General features: G+C 59.0%; 7 protein-coding genes. 2 read left to right on the forward strand and 5 right to left on the reverse strand.

Going from position 1 to position 8,516, the window contains the following annotated elements; genetic code table 11:
- On the reverse strand, positions 1 to 1,120 hold a 1,120-nt coding region (locus ACRXB1_RS23755), incomplete at its 3' end, for an acyltransferase family protein (protein WP_449493413.1).
- 325 nt (positions 1,121 to 1,445) lie between these two features.
- Here ACRXB1_RS23755 and ACRXB1_RS23760 point away from each other — a divergent pair.
- On the forward strand, positions 1,446 to 2,258 hold the full coding sequence (locus ACRXB1_RS23760) for a transporter substrate-binding domain-containing protein (RefSeq protein ID WP_075358323.1): 813 nt from the start codon (positions 1,446 to 1,448) through the stop codon (positions 2,256 to 2,258).
- A 49-nt stretch (positions 2,259 to 2,307) separates the two neighbouring features.
- On the opposite strand, the gene ACRXB1_RS23765 is transcribed toward ACRXB1_RS23760, so the two are convergent.
- Entirely contained in the window at positions 2,308 to 3,420 is a 1,113-nt protein-coding gene (locus tag ACRXB1_RS23765; RefSeq protein ID WP_449493414.1) for a helix-turn-helix domain-containing protein, read from the reverse strand.
- Between the two features lie 242 nt (positions 3,421 to 3,662).
- Between ACRXB1_RS23765 and ACRXB1_RS23770 the strand changes: the two genes are divergently transcribed.
- Positions 3,663 to 5,678 carry a glycoside hydrolase family 3 N-terminal domain-containing protein gene (locus ACRXB1_RS23770; RefSeq protein WP_449493415.1) on the forward strand — a complete coding sequence of 672 codons (2,016 nt, stop codon included), beginning with the start codon at positions 3,663 to 3,665 and terminating at the stop codon, positions 5,676 to 5,678.
- 110 nt (positions 5,679 to 5,788) lie between these two features.
- On the opposite strand, the gene ACRXB1_RS23775 is transcribed toward ACRXB1_RS23770, so the two are convergent.
- From ACRXB1_RS23775 to ACRXB1_RS23785, 3 genes are all read right to left on the reverse strand, one after another.
- Positions 5,789 to 7,390 carry a peptide chain release factor 3 gene (locus ACRXB1_RS23775; protein ID WP_449493418.1) on the reverse strand — a complete coding sequence of 534 codons (1,602 nt, stop codon included), beginning with the start codon at positions 7,388 to 7,390 and terminating at the stop codon, positions 5,789 to 5,791.
- 378 nt (positions 7,391 to 7,768) lie between these two features.
- Entirely contained in the window at positions 7,769 to 7,990 is a 222-nt protein-coding gene (locus ACRXB1_RS23780) for a hypothetical protein (RefSeq protein WP_449493416.1), read from the reverse strand.
- A 135-nt stretch (positions 7,991 to 8,125) separates the two neighbouring features.
- The coding region (locus ACRXB1_RS23785) for a hypothetical protein (protein WP_449493417.1) at positions 8,126 to 8,516 on the reverse strand (391 nt) is incomplete at its 5' end.

Genomic DNA, 8,516 nt, shown 5'->3' on the forward strand with positions numbered 1-8,516 from the left:
GGTAGATCGGAAAATGGATCACATAAAGCGGATACGAAAGCTCGCCCAACACTTTGCAAATCCGCTTGCCCATACCCTCGATAGACACCGAACACAGCAACGCCACGGACAGTGGCACCAGCGTCAGCACGATAGAAACCGCCGCCACGATCAACGTCTGCGTAACGGGATTCAGAAACCGGACATCGAAGGATTCGAACACGAGCCGGTAGATCGGAAAATGGATCACATAAAGCGGATACGAAAGCTCGCCCAACACTTTGCAAATCCGCTTGCCCATACCCTCGATAGACACCGAACACAGCAACGCCACGGACAGTGGCACCAGCGTCAGTGAATTGATGAACGCAATCCTGGGATCTCCAATGGTAAATGCCAGCAACGCCGCCCCGGTGACCACGGCCGTAAATAGCCGATGCGGATGTTTATGCTGAAGCCCGATGGAGAAAATGAACACGCCCGCGAAAAACTCCGCGATCACACGCGGAAAACCCACCATGAAACTCCTGGCGCCCCAGCCTGGATTGATCTTGTGGAAAATCAGCGTGCAGACAATGAACGCGACAAACGCGACCACTGAAACCATCGCGTTCGGCAGTTTTCGGACTTTCGCCAGATACGCAAAAAACACGACGTTGACGAACAACTCGAAAAAAAGCGACCAGGACGGATCGTTGAGCGGAAACGCCGCGCCGTAGACCACGTCCTGACCGAACGGCCAGGCGATGTTATTGAAATAAGGCAACCAGAACACGCCAAGCGCAGCGGCGCTCAGCAACTGCGAACTGGATATCTGCGGCAATCCGGTTTTTGCAATCGACAGCAAAACTGCGCAGACGCCCAATGCCAAGCCGAATAAATAAAGCGGCCCGAGCCGTGCGAGACGCACGAACGCGAATTCGCGGAAAGACATGCCGTTGAGGATCTTCTTGCTGTAGCTATGCGCGATCACAAAGCCCGACAACACGAAGAACAGGTCCACGGCAACCCACGCGCCGCCGAACCAGTCCCAGCCCGTGTGCTGGCTGTAGTGATGAAGCATGACGGCGATCGCGGCAATACCGCGCAAGCCGTCGAGCAGGTCGAACCGTGTGGACTTCATGGCGTTCATCGCGTTCATGATTTCCGGAGCGTGATTTTCGAGCGCCCAGTGTAGGGTGGAAAAAATGCAATTCCGGTCGGGAAAAATATCGGTTTTCTGCTGCGCTTCAGGAAATAAATGGAAAATAAATCGAGCAATAAGCTCGAGCGGGCGGACTTACCCCTACGTTGGCGGGTCGCATTGAGCAACATCGAGCGGCGCTGAGCTGCCTCGCGCCAAAAACGTACGCCGTCTCAATGCGCGGCAATTTTGAATCGTTTAGAAAACAAAAGACTTTCAAATAGACTTTTCAATGCCGGGCTTCTCGCACGCGCGGCACACCCATCCACGTTTCAGGGCAAACATGAAAACTTCGAAGTTGTTGATGACACTTGGCGTGGTCGCACTCAGCGCAATTGCGCGTGTGGCGCCCGCGCACGCGGACGCACTGGATGACATCGAAAAGCGCGGCGTGTTGCGCGTTGCCGTTCCGCAGGATTTCGCACCGTTTGGGTCGGTGGGTCCGAGCATGCAACTAGAAGGACTCGATATCGATATCTCTGCCCTGCTGGCCAGGAAACTCGGTGCAAAGCTCGAACTCGTTCCGGTCACGAGCGCCAACCGCATTCCCTATTTGCAGACGAAGAAAGTGGACCTGATCGTCTCGACACTTGGCCGCGATGCCGAGCGCGACAAGGTCATCGATTTCTCGCAGTCGTACTCGCCCTACAACAACAGCGTGTATGGTCCGGCGAACATGAAGATCGATGGTCCGGCGGACATGGCCGGCAAGACGGTTGGCGTGGCGCGCGGAACGTTCGAGGATCTGATGCTGACCAAGAGTGTGCCGCCATCGACCAACATCAAGCGCTTCGAAGACAACAGCGGGATGATCTCCGCGTACCTTGCGGGTCAGGTTCCGCTGGTGGGCACGGGAGATTTCGTGGCGACCAAGATTGCCACGACGTTACCGGCATCGGCAACGAACAAGCCTGCGCTCAAGTACGTGATTCATGAGTCGGCATGTCATGTGGGATTGAACAAGGGCGAGCCGAAGTTGCAGACGAAGGTCGATGCAATCCTCACCGATGCCAAGAAAAGCGGCGAGTTGAACGGCATCGTGGAGAAGTGGTTACACGTGCCTTTGCCCGTGAAGATGGCGCAGAGCACGGATTGAGGGTCGCCGGCGATCTGAATAGGCGCGTGGCAGGAGCCGTCGCAGGTTATTAGCCCAACTGGACACGCTGGCGAAACGCCAGTGGCGGCACGTCGTGCCGTGTGCGGAAAAACCGGGTGAAAGCGCTCTGCGACGAAAAGCCGAGTTGCTCGCTGATCTGCCCGAGACTCAAGGCGGTCTCGCTGAGCAGTCGGCACGCTTCTTTGGACCTGACACGCGATTCGAGTTCGGTGAAATGCAATCCTTCGGATTGCAACCGGCGGTGCAATGTCCAGCGCGAGGTGTTCAGACGCTGGCATGTTTGCTCAAGCAATGACGACGATGTATGTCCTTCGTCGTCCGGGTCCTTGATGATTTCGCTGATCAGATGCTCGACGCTGTATGAGAATCGATGCCCTCTTTGAACGCGCAGCAGTTCATGCTGAGCCTGCTCTCGCAGAAAGGGCGCCAGCGTGACGTTGTAATGGATGAGCGGCACGTCAAGCAGAGCGCTTGAGAACTGCAGCCGGTTTGCATCGGCGTGATACCTCACGGCTGCGCCGAAGAACTCGCCGGTATCGTTCGTTCCCGGGAGCGCGGGTCCCATGAGCGAAACGTGAAACACCGTTTGCTCCGATACGTCGTAAGCCCGAATCAGGCTGGCGAGTACCTGGAAGTTGGAGAGCGCCTGGAAACCGCTGCCTGGCGCGAACTCCGCGATGTATTCGAACTGCATGTGGTCCGGTGTTTCCCTGTGCCCAAGAAAATCAAACTCGCCGATGAGCGGACGAAACGTCTGATACGACTCCAGCGCTTCGCGCAATGTCCGGGCATTGAGGCACAGGTTGCCCAGCACGGGGAAATCCGGAAACAACATGTGCGGCCTGTCCGGCATCACGCGCGAAGCAGCGCCGACATAAGCCATTAGTTCGACGACCCGCCTGTGCCGCGCGGCATCGATGCGGCCGGTTCTGTCGACCAGTTCCTGCGCGCTGATCCCGGTGCGGATGGTGAACGATTGCGGCGACACGCCGGCACGCCCGGCGGCGTCCATTGCAAACACGGCGATGCGATTGGAAACGGTGCGAATGTGGTCGCTGAAGTGTGATGACGTTCTGGTTGGCATAGGCTCGATGCTGGCTTTCACTTCGTAATAGTGCGCAGAGATCGCTGCTGACGCCATCAGGAATTCCCATAGCTTGCTGCAATGCCCGCAAAGCAGCCAGGAATGTGGGTCCACATGCAAGTGGTGCGCTGGCAGCCGCCCGGAATCGGAAAAGTTACGCCCGCTTACACGCTGCGCTCCTCAAAGATAAACGATGCACCCAGCGGTAAAACGTCGATTGAAATGGGTCGGTAAAGTGTCGAACGCCTTCTTGTAAGGTCGTTCGACAGTAGCCAAAAAACCGATTTCAGGAGACACGAATGAGCTTTTACCCACGATCTGTTTTTCACAGGTCAGCGTTGACGGCGTCGAGCATGACGCTCGCGCTTGGCCTGTTCGCCTGCGGCAGCGATGACCCCGCTAACACCCCGGTCGCGCAACCGGATTTCAGCCAGACGACTTTAAAGCTGATTTCCAGGGACGGCCTGACATTCAAGGACATGGACAAGAGCGGCCAGCTCGAACCGTACGAAGACTGGCGGTTGAGTGCCGACGTCCGCGCGCGCGACCTCGTGAGTCGCCTGACGCTCGCCGAGAAGGCGGGCTTGATGATGCACGGCACGGCTCCTGTGTTGAACGACACCACCGGTGCGGGCACGGGCACGGCCTACGACATGGCCACGTTGAAGACTCAGATCAACAGCCGGAACATCAGCACCTACATCACGCGCATGAGCGGCGATGCAAAAACGATGGCCGACCAGTACAACCAGATCCAGGCGCTGGCCGAGCAATCCCGGCTCGGTATTCCCGCGTCGATCAGCTCGGACCCGCGCAATCACTTCCAGTACGTGCTCGGTGCGAGCGCAGGCGACAGCGGGTTCTCGAAGTGGCCCGAAACCCTCGGTTTTGGCGCCATCGGCGATGCTGCGCTTACGCGCAAGTTCGGCGACATCGCGCGCCAGGAATATCGCGCAGTAGGCATTACCGAAGCGCTTTCACCGCAAGCCGATCTGGCCACCGAGCCGCGCTGGGCCCGGATCAACGGGACCTTCGGCGAAGACGCCGACCTGACGCGCGCGCAGGTGCAGGCTTATATTGAAGGCTTCCAGGGCGGCAGCAACGGCATTCAGGCGAACAGTGTCATTGCCGTGGTGAAGCATTGGGCCGGCTATGGCGCGCAGAAGTCCGGGTTCGACAGCCACAACTACTACGGCCGCTATGCGACTTATCCAGGCAACAACTACGCTTACCATCTGAAGCCGTTCGAAGGTGCATTCGCCGCCAATGTGGGCTCCGTGATGCCGACTTATTCCGAACCTGACGGACCGGTGACGGTCGACGGAATTGCGCTCGAACAGGTCGGAGCCGCTTACGACAAAGCGCTTCTGACGGACCTGCTGCGGGGCAAGTACAACTTCAAGGGTGTGATCGTATCGGACTGGCTCATTGCCTCCGATTGCGACGCGAACTGCATGAACGGCGCCTCTTCCGGCGCACCGTCTTTCGTTGGACTGGGCATGCCGTGGGGAATGGAAAACGCGACCCGTCTGCAGCGTTTTGTAAAAGCGGTCAACGCGGGCATCGATCAATTCGGCGGGGAAGACGACCCCAGTTTCATCATTCAGGCCGTCAACCAGGGCTTGCTGACTGAAGCGCGTCTCGCCGATTCAGCCTACCGCGTGCTTCTGCAAAAATTCCAGCAAGGGCTGTTCGATCAACCGTACGTCGATGCCACGGCTGCGAGCGGCATAGTGGGCAACGCTGACTTCCAGGCCCAGGCGCTCGATGCACAACGCCGGTCGATGGTGCTGCTGCAAAACAACGACAAGCTGCTGCCGATGGCGGATACCGGCAAGAAAGTCTGGCTGTACGGCATCGACCCTGCCGTTGCGCGGAAATATGGTTATCAGGTCGTGGACACGCCGCAAGCTGCGGACGTGGCGATCCTGCGTGTGAGCACACCGTATGAGACACTCCATCCGAACTACGTATTCGGCGCAATGCAGCATGAAGGCAGCCTTGCGTTCGTCGACGGCAATCCGGACTACGAGGCGATCAAGCAGGCCGCCAGTGCTCCGAAGTCGATCGTGTCGGTCTACATGGATCGTCCGGCGATCCTGACCAATGTCCAGGGAAAGGCGACTGCCATCCTCGCGAATTTCGGCGCGAGCGACACGGCACTGTTCGATGTGTTGACGGGTAAAGGCAAGCCTCAAGGGAAACTGCCGTTTGAGTTGCCTTCGTCGATGGCCGAGGTGGCCGCGCAACTGGAAGATCTTCCGCACGACACTGCGCACCCGTTGTATCCGTTTGGATTTGGCCTGACGTATTGATCGCTTGTGATGGACGAGGCGCGGCGCGTGCATCAGTGTGCGCCGCGCCTGCCTTCATTTGATATCGAGTGCTCAAAGGCGAGATCCGTCCGAGAGCACACTCGCCAGCCTCAGATCGTCTTTTGAAACGGAGCGCCCGAATGCTCGCGCAGCTCGTTGAAGACAATCTTCGGCCAGGCCTTCTGCGCGACATCAATTTCGGAAACATGTGAAGCGAGATACGTCGGCGCATTCGATGCATCCAGCGCGATGCGCGCCGCATAGGCATCGGTGAAACGGCGCAACTCCGCCGCGTCGTCGCATGTTACCCATCGCGACATGCGATACCGCGCCGGCATGATCCGCACATCGACCTTGTATTCCGCGGACAATCGATGCGCCACGACCTCGAACTGCAACTGCCCGACTGCGCCCAGAATGGTCGAGCCGCCCAGCACAGGACGGAACACCTGGATCGCACCTTCGTCGCCGAGTTGCCGCAGCGCTTCGCCCAACTGCTTCGCGCGAATCGGGTCGACGACTTCCACCGTCTGGAAAATTTCCGGCGCAAAGAACGGCAATCCGACGAACTGCAGCATCTCGCCTTCGGTCAGGGTATCGCCGAGACTCAGCGTGCCATGGTTCGGAATGCCGATGATATCGCCAGGATAGGCCTCGCTCACCGTCTCGCGGCGCTGCGAGAGGAACGTCACCACGTTGCTCGCGCGAAACGTCTTGCCCGAGCGCGTCACTTTCAGCGCCATGCCACGCTCGAAATGCCCGGAACACACGCGGATGAACGCCACGCGGTCACGATGCGCCGGGTCCATATTCGCCTGCACCTTGAACACCACGCCTGTAAAACGCGGCTCCTCGGGCAACACAGGACGCTGCACCGACATCCGCATGGCGGGCGGCGGCGCCAGCTCGACCAGCGCGTCGAGAATTTCCTTCACACCGAAGTTGTTGATCGCCGATCCGAACAGCACCGGTGACTGCTCGCCGGCCAGGAACTTGGCGCGATCGAACGCCGGCGTAGCACCCGTGATCAGATCGATCTCTTCTTTCGCACGCGCCCAGCTCGCACCAAAACGGCGTTCGCCGTCGGCATCGTCGAGGGCGTGCACGGTTTCTACCGCGCCGCCCGCCGTGTCCTGCCCCGCGCGAAACACGCGCACCTGATCATGCTCGATGTCATAGACGCCCTGGAATTCCTTGCCCATGCCGATAGGCCAGGTGAACGGCACGGCGGCGACGCCGAGATGCTGCTCGATTTCGTCGAGCAATTCGAGCGGCTGGCGTACTTCACGGTCCATCTTGTTGATGAACGTGAGGATCGGCGTGCGGCGGCTGCGGCAGACTTCGAGCAACTTGAGCGTCTGGGCTTCGACGCCGTTCGCGCCATCGATCACCATCACGGCGGCATCGACGGCCGTCAGGACGCGATACGTATCTTCGGAGAAGTCTTCGTGACCGGGGGTATCGAGCAGGTTGATGACGCAATCGCCATATTCGAACTGCATGACGGAACTGGCAACGGAAATGCCGCGTTGCTTTTCGATTTCCATCCAGTCGGACGTTGCGTATCGGTTGCTCTTGCGGCCCTTCACCGTGCCGGCAATCTGGATCGCGCCCGAAAACAGCAAGAGCTTTTCGGTCAGCGTGGTTTTGCCCGCGTCAGGGTGGGAAATGACCGCGAACGTGCGGCGCCGTTTGAGTTCGGAGAGTGCCATCTGTACGGAAAAGAGCTGAAGGTTGCGCGTTCGGTTCAAGCGCGCGTGAAGCGGCGGGCGCGATATCCTGGCGATAACACGGCAAGCAGCGCAATGAAGGAACGGCGGCGCAAAAAGCCGCGTGGTGTGGATGATACACGTCGCGGGACCCGAGCATGGGAAAGGCCTCGGCGGATCGCTTTCCAAAACGACACATCAGCCGATCCTGCTTTACGATTTACCAACCGTGAAAGCCCAACGAAAAACGGCTCGAACACGCAATGATGCGCATTCGAGCCGCCAACTCAAAGCCCCGCGTTACGCCGTCCGATACCTCGATAAAGGTACTTTTCTTGAGACGGCGCGACGGTCAGACCGGGCTTTTACTGCTCCCCAAACTTAGGGCTTTGCTGCCGACGAAGGGATCGCCGAAGCTGCAGTCGTGTTCTTGTGGTGCTTCTTGTGATGATGCTTCTTGGCCTTGTGTGCGCTCGCGGGTTGCGCAGCATCTGCCGTGGTTGCAGCCGGAGCTGCGGGCGCTACAGCAGGAGCCGAAGCTTGTGCGAACACAGCAGCGGAAAACAAGGCGGCGAGCGATGCAGCAACGAATTGCTTTTTCATGGCGGTAAGACCCTTCGTGGTTGTTTAACAGTGTCGCGGCTTGCGTGTCGCGATTACATGTTTAACGCCTCATCGCCGAGTGTGTTGACACGGAATCAAAGAAATCTTCGATGTGAGCTTGGAAGCTGTCGCGATTTACGCGGCAGCCCGACGCACTTCACTGTGTCCCTTTTTGCCGACCCAGATCCACGTGATTGCGCCAAGCAGCGCGCACGCGAACATGACGCCGCTCATCGCCTGGGGGCCGGATGTCGAGAACAACAACGCAACCACCGAACTCGATGCCGCGCCGCAGAGCATCTGCACCGATGTCAACAGGCCGCCCGCCACGCCTGCGAGCTCGGGCATGGGGTCGAGCGCACCGCGCGTCGCGCTGGGCGCGGCCAGTCCGAAGCAGAACGTACATGCCACGAGCAACGGCATGATCGTGAGCAAGGTCGCGAGATGCAGCACGTTCATTGCGATCAGGCTGAGGGTCGCGGCCAGTGTCACGCAGATCGCAACCGCCAGAACGCGCCGTGCCCCA

It is taken from the genome of Caballeronia sp. M23-90 (genome assembly GCF_053574605.1).